This is a genomic window from Azospirillum terrae (assembly GCF_053470425.1).
Map to the genome: position 1 here is coordinate 229,835 of NZ_JBPXMR010000006.1, position 16,184 is coordinate 246,018.

General features: G+C 67.6%; 17 protein-coding genes. 6 read left to right on the plus strand and 11 right to left on the minus strand.

What is annotated here, in order from left to right:
• The first annotated feature begins 33 nt into the window (after positions 1 to 33).
• Positions 34 to 387, plus strand: coding sequence for an Mpo1-like protein (locus ACSVDD_RS17760; RefSeq protein WP_448190708.1), 354 nt, complete (start codon positions 34 to 36; stop codon positions 385 to 387).
• A gap of 5 nt (positions 388 to 392) precedes the next feature.
• Here ACSVDD_RS17760 and alaS read toward each other — a convergent pair whose 3' ends face one another.
• Entirely contained in the window at positions 393 to 3,062 is a 2,670-nt protein-coding gene (gene alaS / locus ACSVDD_RS17765; protein WP_448190709.1) for an alanine--tRNA ligase, read from the minus strand.
• Between the two features lie 700 nt (positions 3,063 to 3,762).
• Between alaS and ACSVDD_RS17770 the strand changes: the two genes are divergently transcribed.
• Positions 3,763 to 4,554: a transporter gene (locus ACSVDD_RS17770; RefSeq protein WP_448190710.1), complete on the plus strand. Its 792-nt coding sequence runs from the start codon at positions 3,763 to 3,765 to the stop codon at positions 4,552 to 4,554.
• A gap of 84 nt (positions 4,555 to 4,638) precedes the next feature.
• Here the strand turns inward: ACSVDD_RS17770 and recA are convergent, their stop codons facing one another.
• The 8 genes from recA to flgB form a co-directional block, all read right to left on the minus strand.
• Positions 4,639 to 5,721: a recombinase RecA gene (gene recA / locus ACSVDD_RS17775; RefSeq protein WP_448190711.1), complete on the minus strand. Its 1,083-nt coding sequence runs from the start codon at positions 5,719 to 5,721 to the stop codon at positions 4,639 to 4,641.
• A gap of 184 nt (positions 5,722 to 5,905) precedes the next feature.
• Complete coding sequence (locus ACSVDD_RS17780) at positions 5,906 to 8,416, minus strand: hybrid sensor histidine kinase/response regulator (protein WP_448190712.1); 2,511 nt, start codon at positions 8,414 to 8,416, stop codon at positions 5,906 to 5,908.
• Between the two features lie 34 nt (positions 8,417 to 8,450).
• Positions 8,451 to 9,530: a flagellar biosynthesis protein FlhB gene (gene flhB / locus ACSVDD_RS17785; RefSeq protein ID WP_448190713.1), complete on the minus strand. Its 1,080-nt coding sequence runs from the start codon at positions 9,528 to 9,530 to the stop codon at positions 8,451 to 8,453.
• 16 nt (positions 9,531 to 9,546) lie between these two features.
• A complete protein-coding gene (fliR, locus tag ACSVDD_RS17790; RefSeq protein WP_448190714.1) occupies positions 9,547 to 10,317 on the minus strand; it encodes a flagellar biosynthetic protein FliR in 771 nt (256 codons plus the stop codon).
• Entirely contained in the window at positions 10,317 to 10,592 is a 276-nt protein-coding gene (locus ACSVDD_RS17795; RefSeq protein ID WP_448190715.1) for a flagellar biosynthetic protein FliQ, read from the minus strand. The genes fliR and ACSVDD_RS17795 overlap by 1 nt, the downstream gene beginning before the upstream one ends.
• Positions 10,593 to 10,622: 30 nt before the next feature.
• Entirely contained in the window at positions 10,623 to 10,928 is a 306-nt protein-coding gene (fliE, locus tag ACSVDD_RS17800) for a flagellar hook-basal body complex protein FliE (protein WP_448190716.1), read from the minus strand.
• A gap of 25 nt (positions 10,929 to 10,953) precedes the next feature.
• A complete protein-coding gene (gene flgC / locus ACSVDD_RS17805) occupies positions 10,954 to 11,364 on the minus strand; it encodes a flagellar basal body rod protein FlgC (RefSeq protein ID WP_448190717.1) in 411 nt (136 codons plus the stop codon).
• A gap of 43 nt (positions 11,365 to 11,407) precedes the next feature.
• Positions 11,408 to 11,812, minus strand: coding sequence for a flagellar basal body rod protein FlgB (gene flgB, locus ACSVDD_RS17810; protein WP_448190718.1), 405 nt, complete (start codon positions 11,810 to 11,812; stop codon positions 11,408 to 11,410).
• A gap of 195 nt (positions 11,813 to 12,007) precedes the next feature.
• Between flgB and ACSVDD_RS17815 the strand changes: the two genes are divergently transcribed.
• Together ACSVDD_RS17815 and ACSVDD_RS17820 are read left to right on the plus strand one after the other, a co-directional pair.
• Positions 12,008 to 12,421, plus strand: coding sequence for a DUF2946 family protein (locus tag ACSVDD_RS17815; protein WP_448190719.1), 414 nt, complete (start codon positions 12,008 to 12,010; stop codon positions 12,419 to 12,421).
• A 189-nt stretch (positions 12,422 to 12,610) separates the two neighbouring features.
• The gene (locus ACSVDD_RS17820) at positions 12,611 to 13,108 is read left to right on the plus strand and encodes a copper chaperone PCu(A)C (RefSeq protein ID WP_448190720.1); all 498 of its coding nucleotides are present in this window, start codon (positions 12,611 to 12,613) and stop codon (positions 13,106 to 13,108) included.
• A 289-nt stretch (positions 13,109 to 13,397) separates the two neighbouring features.
• Here the strand turns inward: ACSVDD_RS17820 and ACSVDD_RS17825 are convergent, their stop codons facing one another.
• Positions 13,398 to 13,577 carry a zinc-finger domain-containing protein gene (locus ACSVDD_RS17825; RefSeq protein ID WP_448190721.1) on the minus strand — a complete coding sequence of 60 codons (180 nt, stop codon included), beginning with the start codon at positions 13,575 to 13,577 and terminating at the stop codon, positions 13,398 to 13,400.
• A 130-nt stretch (positions 13,578 to 13,707) separates the two neighbouring features.
• On the opposite strand from ACSVDD_RS17825, the gene ACSVDD_RS17830 reads away from it, so the two are divergent.
• Together ACSVDD_RS17830 and ACSVDD_RS17835 are read left to right on the plus strand one after the other, a co-directional pair.
• On the plus strand, positions 13,708 to 14,706 hold the full coding sequence (locus ACSVDD_RS17830) for an ABC transporter ATP-binding protein (protein WP_448190874.1): 999 nt from the start codon (positions 13,708 to 13,710) through the stop codon (positions 14,704 to 14,706).
• Entirely contained in the window at positions 14,693 to 15,718 is a 1,026-nt protein-coding gene (locus ACSVDD_RS17835) for an alpha/beta hydrolase (RefSeq protein ID WP_448190722.1), read from the plus strand. Before ACSVDD_RS17830 ends, ACSVDD_RS17835 begins: the two co-directional genes overlap by 14 nt.
• Here the strand turns inward: ACSVDD_RS17835 and ACSVDD_RS17840 are convergent.
• Positions 15,715 to 15,981 (minus strand): hypothetical protein, encoded by a 267-nt coding sequence (locus ACSVDD_RS17840; RefSeq protein WP_448190723.1) that lies wholly within the window; start codon positions 15,979 to 15,981, stop codon positions 15,715 to 15,717. The genes ACSVDD_RS17835 and ACSVDD_RS17840 overlap by 4 nt on opposite strands.
• Between the last annotated feature and the right edge of the window lie 203 nt (positions 15,982 to 16,184).

The window sequence follows — 16,184 nt, forward strand, 5'->3', positions numbered from 1 at the left end:
TTTCAAGAGAGGAACCGCAGGGAGAGGGCAGCCATGGGCGCGTTCTGGCCGGAATACCTCGCCGAGCACCGCAACCCGGTGAACCGGGCGCTGCACGTGACCGGCACCGTATTGGCGACTGGGTTGCTGGTGGCCGGGGCAGTGCGCGGGGATTGGCGGTTGCTGGTGGCCGCACCACTGGCCGGCTACGGCTTCGCGTGGTTCGGGCACTTCGTTGTCGAGAAGAACCGGCCGAAGACGTTCGAGGCGCCGCTGAAGTCCCTCGCCGGGGATTTTCGAATGGCGGGGCTGGCGCTGTGCGGGCGGCTGGGGCGCGAGATGAAGCGGCAAGGCGTGGCGTCGCACCCCCACCCTAGCCCTCCCCCGCTGGGCGGGGGAGGGAACTGAGTTTCTTACGCCGCCACCGTCGCCGTGATCGCCTTCTCGATGGCTTCCACCGCGGCGTTGGCCAGCGTGGCGTCGGGGCCGCCGGCCTGGGCCATGTCGGGGCGTCCGCCGCCGCCCTTGCCGCCGCAGGCCTCGGCCGCCACACGCACCAGATCGACCGCGCTGATGCGGCCGGTCAGGTCGTCGGTGACGCCCACGACGATGGACGCCTTGCCGTCGTTGGTCGCCACCAGAGCCACCACGCCGGAGCCAAGCTGCTTCTTCAGCTCGTCGGCCATCGGCTTGAGGTCCTTGGCCGGCAGACCATCCACAACACGGGCGCTGAACTTCACGCCGCCCAAATCCTTGGCCGCCGACTCGCCGTCCGCCTTCACGCCGCCACCCATGGCGACCTGACGGCGCAGATCGGCCAGCTCGCGCTCCATCTTGCGGCGCTCGTCCACCAGGGCGGCGACGCGGGTCGGCACCTCCTCCGGACGGACCTTCAGGGCCGAAGCGGCCTCGCCCAGCAGATGCTCGCGCTCGTTCAGATAGTTGGCGGCGTTCTGCGCGGTCAGCGCCTCGATGCGGCGCACGCCGGCGGCGACGGCGCCCTCGGCGACGATCTTGAAGATGCCGATGTCGCCGGTGCGCCGCACGTGCGTGCCGCCGCACAGCTCCACCGAATAGTCGCGCTCCAGCTCGCCGTGCGGGCCGCCCATGGAGACGACGCGCACCTCGTCGCCGTACTTCTCGCCGAACAGCGCCATGGCGCCGGTCGCCCGCGCCTCGTCCGGCGACATCAGGCGGGTGACCACCGCGCTGTTGCCGAGGATGCGGGCGTTGACCTCGGCCTCGACCTGGGCGATGTCCTCGGCCGTCAGGCCGGTGGGCTGCGAGATGTCGAAGCGCAGCCGCTCCGGCGCCACCAGCGAGCCCTTCTGCGTCACATGCTCGCCCAGACGGTTCTGCAACGCCTTGTGCAGCAGGTGCGTGGCCGAGTGGTTGGCGCGGATCGCCGCGCGGCGCTCGCCATCGACCCGCAGCTCGACCACGTCGCCGACCTTCAGCGCGCCCTTGGTGACCGTGCCGGCGTGCGCCCAGATGGCGCCCAGCTTCTTCAGCGTGTCCTTGACCGTCACCTCGGTCCCGTCTGCGGTGAAGATGACGCCGGTGTCGCCGACCTGACCGCCCGACTCGGCGTAGAACGGCGTCTGGTTGACGATCACCATCACCTCGTCGCCCACATTGGCCTGCTCGACGCGGGCGTCGCCCTTGACCAGCGCGGTCACCTTGCCCTCGGCGACCTCGGTGTCGTAGCCGAAGAACTCCGTTGCGCCCAACTCGTCCCGCAGCTCGAACCACAGCTTCTCGGTCGCCGCCTCGCCCGAACCCGCCCAGGACTCGCGCGCCTTGCGGCGCTGCTCGTCCATGGCGGCCTTGAAGCCGGCCTCGTCCACCGGGCGGCCCTTGGCGCGCAGCACGTCCTGCGTCAGGTCGAGCGGGAAACCATAGGTGTCGTACAGCTTGAACGCCACGTCGCCGGGCAGCGGGGTGCCGGCGGGCAGCGGCTCCTCCGCCTCCTCCAGCAGCTTCAGGCCGCGCTCCAGCGTCTGCTTGAAGCGGGTCTCCTCCAGCTTCAGCGTCTCGACGATCAGCGCGCGGGCGCGGGTCAGCTCGGGGTAGGCGTCGCCCATCTGCTGGACCAGCGCCGGGACGAGGCGGTGCATCAGCGGCTCGCGGGCGCCGATCATGTGCGCGTGGCGCATGGCGCGGCGCATGATGCGGCGCAGCACGTAGCCGCGACCCTCGTTGGACGGCAGCACGCCGTCGGCGATCAGGAACGAGGTGGAACGCAGATGGTCGGCGATCACCCGGTGCGACACGGCGTGCGAGCCGTCCGGCGCGGTCCTGGTGGCGTCGGCCGAGGCGACGATCAGCGCCCGCATCAGGTCGATGTCGTAGTTGTCGTGCTTGCCCTGCATGACGGCGGCGAGGCGCTCGAGGCCCATGCCGGTGTCGATGGACGGCTTCGGCAGCGGGACGAGGTTGTCCGGCCCGAGCTGCTCGAACTGCATGAACACGAGATTCCAGATCTCGATGAAGCGGTCGCCGTCCTGATCCGGCGAACCCGGCGGGCCGCCCTGCACCTGAGGGCCGTGGTCGTAGAAGATCTCCGAGCACGGGCCGCACGGGCCGGTGTCGCCCATCCGCCAGAAATTGTCGTCGGTCGGGATGCGGATGATCTTGTCGTCCGGCAGCCCGGCGATCTTGCGCCACAGCGCCGCGGCCTCCTCGTCGCTGGTGTGGACGGTGACCATCAGCTTGTCGGCGGACAGGCCGAACTCCTTGGTGATCAGGGTCCAGGCCAGCTCGATGGCGTCCGGCTTGAAGTAGTCGCCGAACGAGAAGTTGCCGAGCATCTCGAAGAAGGTGTGGTGGCGCGCCGTGTAGCCGACGTTGTCCAGGTCGTTGTGCTTGCCGCCGGCCCGCACGCATTTCTGCGAGGTGGCGGCGCGCTTGTACGGACGGGACTCGGCACCCGTGAAGACGTTCTTGAACTGCACCATGCCGGCGTTGGTGAACATCAACGTCGGATCGTTGCGCGGCACCAGCGGCGACGATTCCACCGTCTGGTGGCCGTGCTTGGCGAAGTAGTCCAGGAACGTGGTGCGGATGTCGTTGGCGGTCTGCATGGGGTCTTCAGGCTCCGGTGCGCGGATCGGGCCGTAAAAAGGCCGAACGGGTGCTTTTAACGTGACTTAGGGCGCCTGTCCACACACCGCCAGCCATGCCGGCCGCGCCGGATGAAACGGAATGCAACGCTGTGCAACGCTGTTCGCCGATGCGTTGCATGGGGGAGAGGGGGAAGGAACACCACGCAGTGGCGGTATCCACAATTGAACGCGCTTGCATCTTAAGTACAAATTGCACGAAAGCACTATAGCGCCCATACGCCCCTTGCCGCACCGCACACCACCATGATTCAATGATTTAGCGCGACGAATCGAGCCTATGGTTCTTCAGTATAATCCACACTCGCATGGAAACCACGAACGATGGCTGCGCCTTTATATTTCAACAATCACAGCATTGCACTTTCGTCGCATGACGCCCGAAGACACCCCTTTAGCATGAAAAAACAAAGCGCAGCGCGCGACAACAGCAATCCGCCCGATGGCAACTGCCCGTTTGGCGTGCAGCACAAAGTACTATAGCCGCCACCACCCTTTTCTTTCGTATTAATCCCAGGCGCATCCAAGCGCCAAACCGGCGGTTTGCTCGCCTGCGTCTCGGCACGAATGTTCGGATCGTGGATGGCGCGCCACCGGGATTCGAGGGGAAGCCGCGGCAAGAGAAAGGGCGCGCATAATGTTGAAATTCTTTGGTTCGAAGGTGCGTAAATCCATTTTGGTGTGCGCCGCCGCAATCTGCACGGCCTCGCCGGCACTGGCCGGGTCGGTGACCCAGCCCGGCGAAACCATCGGCCTCGCGGCCGGCGCGCCGCTGCCCGAGGGCTTCTATTTCGTCGACACCTTCGACTGGGGCGTTCGCTCCCAGCCAAACGACGCCGATGTCACGCTGGGCGTCAACATTCCGGTGCTGGCCTGGTCCACGCCGGCCAAGATCCTCGGCGGCCGGCTGCAACTGCTGGCGGCGGTGCCGGAACTCGAGGTCGGCATCGACCACAATTACTATAAGAGCGGCATGTACAACCCATTCTTCGCCAGCCAGTTGGCGTGGGACCTGGGCAATGGCTTCGGCGCCAGCTACCTGCTGGGCGTCTATCTGCCGGTGAAGAACGGGCTGGGCTTCGACACGACGGACATCAACCAGCGCGTCGGCCTCAGCTACACCGCCGATGGCTGGAACGCGACCGCCAACTTCATCTACGGCATGAACACGAAGAAGGCGACGAAGACCATCAACCCCGACTTCCTGAACATCGACGTGACCGCGACCAAGAGCTTCGGCAAATGGCACCTCGGCCCGGTGGGGTTCGCGTCGTACGACACCAGCAAGCCGACACCGACCTACAAGAAGCAGGAGCAGATCGCGCTCGGTGCCCTGGTCGGCTACAACTTCGACAAGCTGATCCTGCAGGCCTATCTCACCACGACCGTGCATGAGAACAACTACGGCGGCAACGACACCCGCGCCTGGGGCCGCCTGATCCTGCCGTTTTAAGCGTTCCGTCGAGCGTCCATCCGGAGAAAATCAGGCGCGCCTCTTGCGAGGCGCGCCTTTTTTCAGCTTTTTTTCAGCCTGCCGTCACTCCGGCGAAGCGGCGTCCGCGTCGGCTTCCGGGGTGCCCATCATGGCGGTGGCGACGAGACCGGCGTTGGCGCGGATCTTGTCCTCGATGGATTTCGCCATCTCGGGGTTGTTCCGCAGGAACGTCTTGGCGTTTTCGCGGCCCTGGCCGATGCGGGTGCCGTCGTAGCTGAACCACGCGCCCGACTTCTCCACCACGTTGGCCTGAACGCCGAGGTCGATCAATTCGCCGACCTTGGACACGCCCTCGCCGTACATGATGTCGAACTCGACCACGCGGAACGGCGGGGCCATCTTGTTCTTCACCACCTTGACGCGGGTCTGGTTGCCGACCACCGACTCGCGGTCCTTGATGGCGCCAATGCGACGGATGTCGAGGCGCACCGAGGCGTAGAACTTCAGCGCGTTGCCGCCCGTCGTCGTCTCCGGGTTGCCGAACATCACGCCGATCTTCAGGCGGATCTGGTTGATGAAGATCACCAGGCACTTCGACTTGGCGATCGAGCCGGTCAGCTTGCGCAACGCCTGGCTCATCAGGCGGGCGTGCAGGCCGACGTGGCTGTCGCCCATCTCGCCCTCAAGCTCGGCGCGCGGCACCAGGGCCGCCACCGAGTCGACCACCAGCACGTCGATGGCGCCGGAGCGCACCAGCGTGTCGGCGATCTCCAAAGCCTGCTCGCCGGCGTCGGGCTGCGAGATCAGCAGGTCGTCCACGTTGACGCCCAGCTTGCGGGCGTAGCTCGGGTCCAGCGCGTGCTCGGCATCCACGAAGGCGCAGGTGCCGCCGGTCTTCTGGGCCTGGGCGATGGCGTGCAGCGCCAGCGTCGTCTTGCCCGAGCTTTCCGGCCCGTAGATCTCGATGATGCGGCCACGCGGCAGGCCGCCGATGCCCAGCGCGATGTCCAGGCCGAGAGAGCCGGTGGAGATCACCTCCGTCTCGACCGTCGCCTCGCGCGCCCCGAGCTTCATGATCGAGCCCTTGCCGAAGGCGCGCTCGATCTGGCTCAGCGCGGCGTCCAGGGCCTTCTGTTTGTCCATGGAGTCTTTTTCCACCAATCGGAGCTGTGCGGACGACGACATTGCCCGTTTCCCTCTCTCAGTTCAACACGGTCATCTGGCCGGGGTTGGGCTTACTGTACGCGCTTTGTTCCCGTTGGCAAGCGCGTTTTCATGGAATGTTCTGGTTTTCGCGGGCCGAGTCGCAAGCGGGGGTAAAGTCAATGCGGCTTGGGGTCGCGTTCCCCTCTCCCGCCCCGGGAGAGGGTTATCCCTTGATGACTTCTTTCACCTTGGAGGCGAGCTGCTTCAGGGAGAAGGGCTTGGGCAGGAAGTGCGCAGCGTTGTCGCCGCCGTCCAGCTCGTCCTTGAAGCGGTCCTCGGCGTAGCCGGAAATGAACACGACCTTCATGTCCGGGCGCATCTTGCGCACGTGGCGCGCCAGAGTCGGGCCGTCCATCTGCGGCATCACCACGTCGGTGATCAAAAGGTCCACCTTGGCCGCCTCGGTGGTCAGGAGCTGCATGGCGGCCTCGCCGTTCTTGGCCTCCAGCACCTGATAGCCCTTGTTGCGCAAGGCGCGGGCCGAGAACACGCGCACGGCGTCCTCGTCCTCGACCAGCAGGATGATGCCGGACCCCGTGAGGTCGCTGCCGCGGCGCTCGCGCGGTTCGGCCTCCGGGGGCTTCGATTCGCCCTGGTGGCGCGGCAGGAGGATGGAGAACTTCGCCCCCTCCCCCGGCGCCGAATCGACGAAGATGAAGCCGCCGGTCTGGCGCACGATGCCGTACACCGTGGACAGGCCGAGGCCGGTGCCGGAGCCGACCTCCTTGGTCGAGAAGAACGGCTCGAAGATGCGTTGCAGGTTCTCCTGCGGGATGCCGACGCCGGTGTCGATCACCTCGATGGAGACGTACTCGCCAGGCGGGATGATCTCGTGCTCGCGGCGCTCGGGCGTGCTGACGGTGTAGTTGGAGGTGACCACGGTCAGCCGGCCACCGCCGGACATGGCGTCGCGGGCGTTGACCACGAGGTTGATGATCACCTGCTCCAGTTGGTTCTGGTCGACCTTGATCAGGCCAAGCTCACGGCCGTGCATCATGCGCAGCTCGATGTTCTCGCCGATCAGGCGGCGCAGCAGGTTCGACAGCTCGGCCAGCACGTCGGTGACGTTCAGCACTCGCGGCTGCAAGGTCTGCTGGCGCGAGAAGGCCAGCAATTGGCGCACGAGGTTGGCGGCGCGGTTGGCGTTCTGCTTGATCTGCATGATGTCGCTGAACGACTGGTCGCCGGGCTTGTGGCGCAGCAGCAGCAGGTCGCAGAAGCCGATCATCGCCGTCAGCAGGTTGTTGAAGTCGTGCGCGACGCCGCCGGCCAGCTGGCCGACCGCCTGCATCTTCTGCGACTGGGCGAACTGCGCTTCGAGGTTCTTGCGCTCCGTCATGTCGATGAAGTGCAGGATCAGGCCCGCCCCGCCCTCGGCGCCCACCCCGCCCAGGCGGCGCGCGTAGAGCTGCACCACGAGGTCGCGGCCGGCCGCCATCCGCACCTCCAGCGGGGCCTCGGGGTCGTGGCCGCCGAGCACCGAGGTCAGGCGCTCGGCCACCGCGCCGCGCTCCTTGGGCTCGATCACGTCGGCGAAGGGACGGCCGATCACCTGCCCGCTCAAGGCGCCGATCAGCGCCAGGAAGGCGTGGTTGCACTCGGCCAGCTTGCCGGCCTCGTCCACCAGCGCGATGCCGATGGGGGCGTCCTCGAAGAAGCGCTGGAAGCGCTGCTCGGAGAGGCGCAACGCCTCCTGCCACTCGCGCTCGGGCGTCAGGTCGCGCACCACCGAGCGGGTGTGCACGCTGGCGCCATCCTCGGACACCACCACGGTCTGCGCCGCCGAAGCCTGGAAGCGCCGGCCCTGGAGGCCGCGCATCGCCAGCTCGCCGCGCTGCTCGGCGCCGCCGCCCTCGAACAGGTCGTAGGGCTTGGCGGCGCGGGGCGGGTTGGCGAGCACCTCGTGCAGCGTCCGCCCGGCCTCCACGAGGTCGCGCGGCGTGCAGCCCAGCCACTTCGCCAGCGTGGCGTTGACGAACAGGAAGAAGCCGTCCCGGTCCACCGAGAAGAAGCCGACCGGCGCGTGGTCCATGAAATCTACGAGCTTGGCCTGCTCGCGCAGCATGACCTGCTCCAGCTCGCGCCGGGCGGTGATGTCCTCGACGCGCCAGTGCACGGCGCCGGGAAAATCGACGATCGGCTGCGCCTGCACGCGCCGCCATTCGCGGCCGCGGCCGGCGCGCAGCACGGTCAGCTCGGCCGTCGCCGGCACGTCGGCGCGGGCGCGCTCGCGCACGCGGAGGAACTCGGCGAGGCTGTCGGGGTCGGCGCCGAGCTGGCGCTCCAGCGCTTGCAGCGGGGCTTCGTCGGGGGCGGCGTCGACCAGCGCGCGGAAGGCGGCGTTGACGAACACCGTGTGGCCCGGCGCGTCGGTGATGAGTTGGCCGGCCGACAGCCCCTCCAGCGCCCCGGTCAGCAGCGCGCCGTCGTGGATCAGCCGGCGGCGCAGACGGGCCAGGCGGACCACCAGCACGACGATGGCCACCGCCGCCGCCACGGTGCCGGCCCAGGCCAGGGGGGCGTGCGTGATGGCGAGCCCGACCGCCGTCGCGGCCAGCCCGGCCGCGCCGACCACCTGCGCGGCCACGGCAGGCAACGCGGAGCCCGGTCCCGCGACGGCCCGGCCGTGCGGCGGGCGCAGCGAGCCATCCGCCATGGAAGATACGTCGTCCAACCGCAACACCCGAAAACGTTCGCCCCGGCGCCCGTCAACCCCCCATCGAACGCCCCTTCAACTTGAATACATAGGTTATGAGTTCCGCCACCGCACGATAATGTTCGGACGGAATCTCCTCGTCGATCTCCACGGAGGCGTACAGCGCCCGCGCCAGGGGCGGATTTTCGACGATGGGAATGTCCTTGTCCGTGGCGATCTCGCGGATCTTGAGGGCGATCTGGTCCACGCCCTTGGCGAGCAGCGTTGGCGCGCCCATACTTCCGGGGTCGTACTTCAGAGCCACCGCGTAGTGGGTCGGGTTGGTCACCACCACGTCGGCGTGCGGCACGTTGGCCATCATGCGCTTGCGGACGCGCTCCATGCGCAGTTGGCGGACCCGCGCCTTGATCATCGGGTCGCCTTCCTGCTGCTTGTACTCGTCCTTCACCTCCTGCTTGGTCATCTTCATCTTTTTGTTGTAGCTGTGCCGCTGCCATAACACGTCGCCGCCGGCGATCAGCGTCAGCACCGCCAGCACGCCGACGAACAGGCGGTAGGTCAGCTCCTTCATCTCGGCCAGCAGCGCCATCACGTCGATGCCCGTGAAGTGCTCGACCGAGGTGACCATCGGGCTGAGCGCCAGATAGGCGACGCCGCCCACCACCACCATCTTGGCAAGGCCCTTCAGCAGCTCGACGAGCTGCTGGCCGCTGGCGAACACGCGCTTGAGGCCGGTAAGGGGATTTATCTTGTCGAACTTGGGGACGATCTTGTCCCACGTGACGATCCAGCCGGTCTGCGCGATGGACCCCAGCACGCCGGCCATGCCCAGCAGCAGCACCGGCAGCCACAGCGCCCACATGATGTCCATCAGCACGCGCACCAGGATCAGGCCGACGTTGGCGCGGTCCATGGGCAGTTCGTGGATGTGCTCGACGTAGAAGGCGAGCCGCCGTTGCAGGCCGATCGCCGTCCCCGGCAGCACCGCCACCAGGATCACCAGCGACGCCGCCACGGCCAGCCACGTGTTGATCTCGCGGCTGACGGCGAAGTCGCCCTTCTTGTGCGCGTCGTCGAGCTTCTTTTGTGTTGGTTCTTCTGTTTTGGAGGCGTCATCGGCATCTTCGGACATCGTCTGCGCTCCGTCCTCAGGCCGGGTTCAGGAATTCGATGAAGGTCGATTCGAAATAGCTCAACCAGAACAACATCATCGCCGACAGCGTGATGGAAAACAGGAACAGCCCCAGCGCCACCTGGGTCGACATGAACATGAAGAACACCTGGATCTGCGGCGCCAGCTTGTTCAAAAGGCCCAGCGCCAGCGCGAACAGGATGCCGGTGACGATGAACGGCGCGCACATCTGCAAGCCGATGACGAAGCTCTTGGCGACCAAGCGGCCGATCATGTCGGCCATGTCGTTGACCGGCAGCGCCGCCCCCGGCACGAACAGCGTGTAGCTGTCCACCACCGCCATGATCATCAGGTGATGCAGGTCGGTCAGGAAGATCAGCAGCATCCCCAGCCAGCCCATCAGCGCCGCCGGCAGCGTTCCCTGCGATCCCATGGCCGGGTTGAACATCTGCGCGTTCGACAGGCCGGCCTGCGACGCGATCACCGTGCCCGCCACCTCCAGCGCGCTGAACAGCAGGCGCGCCACCGTGCCGAGGAAGACGCCCACGGTGACCTCGCCGACGATCAGCAGGGTCAGCCGCAGGACGTTCTGCGGCTCGGGCGGCAGGTATTGGCGCAGCACGGGGGAGACGACGAAGGTCACCGCCGCCGCCAGAATCAGGCGCGTGCGCGTCGAGATGAAGGAGTCGCCGAAGGCCGGCATGGTCATGAACGCCGCGCCGACCCGCATGAAGACGATGATCCAGACGTAAAGCTGATCGCCGAGAAGAGTCTGGAGAACGTCCATCAGGGGACGCCGATGGCGACGATCCGGTCGATGATCTCGGCCTGGAAATAGCGCGACATCTCGCCCAGCATGAAGGGCATCAGCAGGATCAGCATGCCGAAGACCAGCAGCACCTTGGGCACGATGGACAGCGTCTGCTCGTTGATCTGGGTGACCGCCTGGAAGACCGAGATGACTGTGCCGATCACCATCATGACGAGCAGGATCGGCCCGGACACCATGACCAGGGTGATGATGGAGGTCCGGCAGATTTCGATGACGTCCGTCTCGGTCATGGGGGCTCGGCGATGCGTCGGGTCGGGCGGTCAGATCGGCATGCGCAGGATTTCCTGGTAGGCGCCAATCACCTTGTCGCGGATCGTCGTGGCGGCCTGCAACGTCATTTCGGCGTTGGTCACCGCCTGCACCACGTCGGCGATGTCCGCCTGACCGACCGCGGCCTTGGCCGACAGGGTTTCGCTCTGCTTCAGGGTGTTGACGGTGCTCTTGGCCGCCTCCTCCAGCAGCGAGCCGAAGCTCGGCCCCTCCCCGCGCGGCGCCATGCCGGTGCCGGCGGTCTTCAGCGCGGTGGTGGCGTAGGCGGCGGCGGCGTTGGCGACGTTGGCGACCATGGAGGTGTTCCTCAAGCTTCTCTAATCAGGTGCGCAGCAGTTCGACGGTGCGGTTCAGCATGGTGCGCGACGCCTCGATGACCGACAGGTTGGCTTCGTAGGAGCGCTGCGCCTCGCGCATGTCCATGGCCTCGATCAGCGGGTTGACGTTGGGCAGCAGCACATAGCCCTCGGAGTCGGCGCTGGGGTGCGAGGGGTCGTAGCGGCGCTGGAAATCGCCCTTGTCCACATCGACCTTGGCGACCCGCACCGTGTTCACGCCGGCCTGATGGTCCATCATGTTCTGGAAGGTGACGACCTTGCGCCGGTACGGCATGTCGCCCGGCGTCTCGGCCGTGGTGTTGGCGTTCGCCAGATTCTCGGAAATGACCTTCAGGCGCGTGCCCTGCGCCTTCATGCCCGCCGCCGACACCGACATGGCCTTGTAGAGATCCATCCGCCGCCTCCATCTTTCCTGTTGGCGTCCGTTCCCGCAGGCCCTACTGGCCGCGGCCGATCGCCATCTTCAGCAGGCCGACCTGCTTCTTGTAGAGGTTGGTCATCGTCTGGTAGTCCAGGCCGGTCGTAGACATCTTCATCATCTGCTCTTCGAGCACGACGTTGTTGCCGTCCGGCGCCGTTTCGTACGGGTTGCGCACCCGCTGTTCCTTGTCCATGCCGCCGGCCGGCACCGTGCCCTGGAGATGGCTGGCGCTGGTCGAGACCGGGGTCAGGCGGCGGCTGTCGGACAGCGCGTCGCGGAAGGAGAACGGCTTGAGGTCGCTGCCCTTGAACTGCGGCGTGTCGGCGTTGGCGATGTTCTGCGCGAGCACCTCCTGGCGCTGCGTCAGCCAGCCCATCTTGCGCGACATCAGCTTGAACAGCCCGAGATTGCCGAGATCCATGGCGTCCTGCCCAGATTTCCCGCCCCGCACCGGCGCGGGACGCCCGTATGCCGGGTCAATTCGATCCTCCGCCGTCTTCCTTAATAAAGATTAAATATACCGCATTTGCGCTAATTTCGAACAGGCTGCGCCGGGCTTGTCCTAGAGCTGTGCTGTGGTACTGTGGGTGGACCAACGATCGCTCGACCAGAGCCCATGCGCCTCGCCGCTCACCACACCCGCCCGCACGACGCCGCCCCCAAGGGGGCTTGGCGCCGGTCGGCCGCGTGTCTGGCGATTGTGGCGCTGTTCGCCCAACTCGCGCTGTCGGTCCACGCCTTCGCGGCGTCGACCGGCACGGGCGACGCGGGGGACATGTGCTCGGTCGCACCGGAAGCGGTTCCGGCTGGGGACGGACTTGGCAACGCCGCGGGGCAACCGGCCGCCAAGCACGTCCACTGCCCGGTCTGCACCGCCGCTCCCGGCGCGGTCGCGCCGCCACCGCCCACCGTGGCGCTGATCGCGCCGCCGCCGTTCCTGACGGCCGAACGGCCGGTGGTGTCCTTCGATGTGGTGCAGCCGTTCTATCGGAACGGCCCGCCGGGCCACGCGCCGCCACTCCGCACCTGACCATTGCCCACCGCGGCGCCGGTGCGCTGCTGGCTGCGCCTTTGTCCGTCCGTGGCTTCCTCCGCGGGATGGGGATCGGCGCGCCGCTTACCGCACCGGCGCCGATCGGCACTTCAGTCTGCTTCAAGCCCTTCTCCCCTTGGGGAGGGGGGCTTCACGCCATCCGGAAAGCCGCTTTAGGAATTCGCCATGAAGGTCCTGCCCACTCTTGCGGCGCTGTGCGCGCTCGCCCTCTCCGCCCCGGCTTTCGCCGGCGACATCGCCGTCTCGGCGCCGTGGGCTCGCGCCAGCGCGCCGAACGCGCCGAACGGCGCCTGCTATCTGGAAATCGTCAACACCGGCCACGAGCCGGACCGGCTCGTCTCCGCCGCCAGCCCGGCCGCCGCCAAGGTCGAGCTGCACACCCACCTGATGGACAACGGCGTCATGAAGATGCGCCCGGTCGAGGGCTTCGAGATCGCCCCCGGCGAGCCGCAGGTGCTGCGTCCGGGCGGCAACCATATCATGCTGATGGGCCTGACCGGACAGCTGAAGCCCGGCACCAGCTTCCCGGTGACGCTGACCTTCGCCAAGGCCGGCGCGGTCACCGTGGAGGTTCCGGTGCAGGAGGCCGGCGCCATGGCCGCCCCCGGGGCCGCCCCCGGCGCGCACGGTGGCATGCACCAGCAGCAGCACAAGACGCACTGAGAGCACACCGACGCCCCGGACGGCGCGTGGCCGTCCGGGGAGGGCTCCGGCCCGCCGCCGGCCGAGTCGTGGGGCAGTCGTCGCCCGGCGGCGGCACGTCAATGCGGCACGCAAGAATCAGGTGTGGCCGCGCCGAACACGGCCCCCGAAACATGACCTCTCGAAATACGGCCGTTGAAATATCGCGGAACGCCGCCACATGCGGGCGGTTCCGTAGCTTCAACCGGTCGCCGGCCGTCCTGTCGCCCCTGTCCTGAGGATCACTGTCCCCAGGGTCAGGGGCCAGCGGTCAATGGCCGTGGGAGATCTTGGCGCCTTCCTTCAGGACGAAGCGGCGCGAACAGTACGGGCAATCGGCACGGCCTTCCTTGCCGAGCGTGATATAGACCAACGGGTGGCCGAGGGCGCCGCCGCCACCGTCGCAGCCGACCTTCTCGGTCTCGACATAGATCGTTTCGATGGGCTGCATGGGACGTCCCCCTTATTGACACACACTTCCGACCAACCCGACGCTAAGATGCGGTGGGGTGCGGCGGGATCATACCCATCGCGCCGTCCCGATCAACGGTCTTGAACTTCTGCGGGTGCAACGCGACGCCATGGTCTCGAACGCCGTCCCCGTCTCCCCCATCCCTCTGCCCGCAAACGCGGTCGAGGTGCGGGGACTCACCAAGGTCTACAAGGGCTCCGGCCGCTCCGGCCCGAAGGAGGCGCTGAAGGCCATCGACCTGACGATCCCGCGCGGCTCGCTGTTCGGCCTGCTGGGGCCGAATGGGGCCGGCAAATCGACGCTGATCAACATCATGGCCGGGCTGGTCAACAAGACCGGCGGCACGGTGAGCATCTGGGGAACGGACGTCGACGCCAACCCACGGCAGGCGCGCGCGTCCATCGGCGTGGTTCCGCAGGAACTCAACATGGACCCGTTCTTCACGCCGCGCGAGATGCTGGAACTGCAAGCCGGCCTCTACGGCGTGCCGAAGCACGAGCGCCGCACCGACGAGCTGCTGGCCGCCGTGGGCCTGTCCGACAAGGCCAACGCCTACGCCCGCACGCTGTCGGGTGGCATGAAGCGGCGCCTGATGGTCGCCAAGGCCATGGTGCACACCCCGCCGGTGCTGGTGCTGGACGAGCCGACCGCCGGAGTCGACATCGAACTGCGCCAGCAGTTGTGGGAGCACGTCCGCCGCCTGAACAAGGCCGGCACCACGGTGCTGCTGACCACGCACTACCTCCAGGAGGCGGAGGAGCTGTGCGACACCATCGCCATCATCAACCACGGCGCCGTGGTCGCCTGCGAGCCCAAGGCGCAGTTGCTGCGCCGGGTGGACGCCAAGGCGATGAGCTTCGAGCTGGACCGCGACCTGGATGCGGTGCCCGAGGGGCTGGCCGCCTTCCACGCCGAACTGCCGGAGCCGCGCCGTCTGGTCGTGCGCTACCAGCCGAGCCGCCTGAAGGCGGACGCCATCCTGGCCGCGGTGAAGGCGGCCGGGCTGTCCATCGTCGATCTTTCCACCGAGGAGTCGGACCTGGAGGACATCTTCCTCCAACTCACCGCCGGCGCCCATAGCCAGGAGGTTTCCCGTGGCGCTGCGTGACCGGATGAGCCGTCTGGCGGGTTTGGCTGTTGCCGTGACACTGGTGGCGGGATGCTCCACCAACTATCAACCGATGGGAACCACCGTGATGCCGCCGCGGCTGACCGACACGGCGATGGTGGCCGCCGACGGGGTCGAGCTGCCCATGCGCTCGTGGGTGCCCGACCAGCAGCCGGTGCGCGCCGCCGTGGTGGCGCTGCACGGCTTCAACGACTATTCCGCCGCGTTCGACAGCGCCGGCCGGCGCTTCGCCGATGTGGGCATCGCCACCTACGCCTACGACCAGCGCGGCTTCGGCGCCGGCCGCGCGCCGGGCATCTGGGCCGGCAAGGACACCATGGTCGCCGACGCCCGCGCGGCGGTCGAACTGGTGCACGCCAAGCACCCCGGCGTGCCGGTCTACCTGATGGGCGAGAGCATGGGCGGCGCGGTGGCGCTGACCGCGCTGACCCGCCGTGGCGCGCCCAAGGTGGACGGCGCCATCCTGGTCGCCCCGGCGGTCTGGGGGCGCGAGACCATGGGCTTCTTCCCGCGCGCCGCGCTCTGGGTCAGCTACAACCTCGTGCCCGGCATGAAGGTGGTGGCGCCCAAGGGCATGAAGATCCAGCCCTCCGACAACATCGAGATGCTGCGCGCGCTGGGCCGCGACCCGCTGGTCATCAAGGACACCCGCGTCGATGCGCTGGAGGGTTTGACCGACCTGATGGACGAGGCGCTGGCGGCCTGCGACCGGCTGGAGGTGCCGACGCTGGTGCTGTACGGCGCCCACGAACAGGTGCTGCCGCCCAAGCCGGTGAAGCGCGCCATCGCGTCCTTCGAGAACAGCGGCCGGCATACCGTGGCGATCTACCCGGACGGCTACCACATGCTGCTGCGCGACCTGAAGGGCGACGTGGTGACGAACGACGTGGCCGCGTGGATCCGCACCCCCGGCATCCCGCTGGCCAGCGGCGCCGACCGCGGGCCGCGCGAGATGATGGCCGCGGGCAAGAGGGTGGCGGCGGGAGGCTAGCGGGCGGCCTCGGCGTAGCGCTCGCTGGTGGCCGCGGGGACAGTCGGTGCCGGCGCGCCGCCGAACGAGGTGAAAACCGGCACGACGTGGTAGCCCAGCGCGCAGACGCTGGAGAGCACGATGGCGGTCAGGCCGCCGTACAGCACCGCCGGATTGATCGGCGAGACCACGGCGCCGGACACGACGTTGACGAGGCTCTGGGAGTTGATCACCACGGCCGCGGTGAGGGCGGCGGTGCCCACGACGGCGCATCCCCAGGCCACCACCCCGCCTTGCCGGCCGCTTTGAGCCGGTGAGGTCTGGGCGGCGGCCGGTCCGGCGCCCACCAGGGCGAGGGCCAGCATAACCGCCAGTATGAGTGCCTTGCGCATGGAGGCGGCCCCCGGTCGAACACTGTGGCGAACACTGTGGGGTTATCTCAAACCATGCTCGGGGTGGGCGCAAGGGATTCGTTGGCTTCGCAGGC

Bases quoted from the DNA above. Each gene is read 5' to 3' on its own strand.
- ACSVDD_RS17820 (WP_448190720.1), top strand. From the start codon at position 12,611: ATGAAGGTCCTGCCCACTCTTGCGGCGCTGTGCGCGCTCGCCCTCTCC.
- ACSVDD_RS17815 (WP_448190719.1), top strand. From the start codon at position 12,008: ATGCGCCTCGCCGCTCACCACACCCGCCCGCACGACGCCGCCCCCAAG.
- recA (WP_448190711.1), bottom strand. From the start codon at position 5,721: ATGTCGTCGTCCGCACAGCTCCGATTGGTGGAAAAAGACTCCATGGAC.
- ACSVDD_RS17830 (WP_448190874.1), top strand. From the start codon at position 13,708: ATGGTCTCGAACGCCGTCCCCGTCTCCCCCATCCCTCTGCCCGCAAAC.
- ACSVDD_RS17825 (WP_448190721.1), bottom strand. From the start codon at position 13,577: ATGCAGCCCATCGAAACGATCTATGTCGAGACCGAGAAGGTCGGCTGC.
- flgC (WP_448190717.1), bottom strand. From the start codon at position 11,364: ATGGATCTCTACAAGGCCATGTCGGTGTCGGCGGCGGGCATGAAGGCG.
- ACSVDD_RS17795 (WP_448190715.1), bottom strand. From the start codon at position 10,592: ATGACCGAGACGGACGTCATCGAAATCTGCCGGACCTCCATCATCACC.
- alaS (WP_448190709.1), bottom strand. From the start codon at position 3,062: ATGCAGACCGCCAACGACATCCGCACCACGTTCCTGGACTACTTCGCC.
- ACSVDD_RS17760 (WP_448190708.1), top strand. From the start codon at position 34: ATGGGCGCGTTCTGGCCGGAATACCTCGCCGAGCACCGCAACCCGGTG.
- fliE (WP_448190716.1), bottom strand. From the start codon at position 10,928: ATGGTCGCCAACGTCGCCAACGCCGCCGCCGCCTACGCCACCACCGCG.
- flhB (WP_448190713.1), bottom strand. From the start codon at position 9,530: ATGTCCGAAGATGCCGATGACGCCTCCAAAACAGAAGAACCAACACAA.
- flgB (WP_448190718.1), bottom strand. From the start codon at position 11,812: ATGGATCTCGGCAATCTCGGGCTGTTCAAGCTGATGTCGCGCAAGATG.
- fliR (WP_448190714.1), bottom strand. From the start codon at position 10,317: ATGGACGTTCTCCAGACTCTTCTCGGCGATCAGCTTTACGTCTGGATC.